This is a genomic window from Rhodococcus sp. ENV425 (genome assembly GCF_002887785.1).
Lineage (GTDB): Bacteria > Actinomycetota > Actinomycetes > Mycobacteriales > Mycobacteriaceae > Rhodococcus > Rhodococcus aetherivorans.
Genome location: NZ_PCZU01000294.1, coordinates 2,546 through 3,327, shown reverse-complemented (window position 1 = coordinate 3,327; position 782 = coordinate 2,546). Strand labels below are relative to the sequence as shown.

General features: G+C 71.4%; 1 protein-coding gene. It reads right to left on the bottom strand.

The annotated features are described in order from the left end of the window. On the bottom strand, window positions 1-782 hold a 782-nt coding region (locus tag CQZ88_RS32065; RefSeq protein WP_258008840.1), incomplete at both ends, for an AMP-binding protein.

The window sequence follows — 782 nt, the reverse complement described above, 5'->3', positions numbered from 1 at the left end:
GGAATCCGCGCACCTTCACCTGGAAGTCGCTGCGGCCGAGGTACTCCAGGCGGCCGGTGGTGTCCCACCGGACGAGGTCGCCGGTGCGGTAGAGCCGCTCGCCGTCGCCGAACGGGGAGGCGACGAACCGCTCCGCCGTCAGATCCGCCCGGCCGTGGTAGCCGCGCGCCAGCTGTGCACCGGCGAGGTACAGCTCGCCGGACACGCCGACCGGCACCGGATGCAGGCGCCCGTCCAGCACGTAGACCCGCGAGTTCCATTCCGGCACACCGATGGACACCGAGGCGCCCGCGTCGCCCACCACGTCGCCCGCGGTGATCGACACCGCGGCCTCGGTCGGGCCGTAGAGATTGACCAGCTGCGCGCTGTTGTGTCGCAGGAACCGCTGCGCCGTCGCCGCCGGCAGCGCCTCACCGATCGCGAGCACCCGGCGCAGCGACCTCGGCAGCATCCCGTCGGAGTCGACGAGCAGCGCCTCGAGCATCGACGGCACCACATGCAGGGTGGTGACCTCCTGCTCGGCCATCAGGGCGTTCAGGTAGCCGGGATCGCGGTGACCCTCCGGCGCGGCGATCACCAGCCGGCCCCCGCAGACCAGCGCCGACCAGAACTCCCACACCGACAGGTCGAACGTCGCCGCGGTCTTGAGCAGCGCCGCGTCCTGCGATCCGAGGCCGAAGTGCTCGCGCTTCCACAGCAACTGGTTCACGATCGCGCCGTGCGGCACCGCCACACCCTTCGGCTTGCCCGTCGAACCGGAGGTGAAGATCACGTACGCGGTG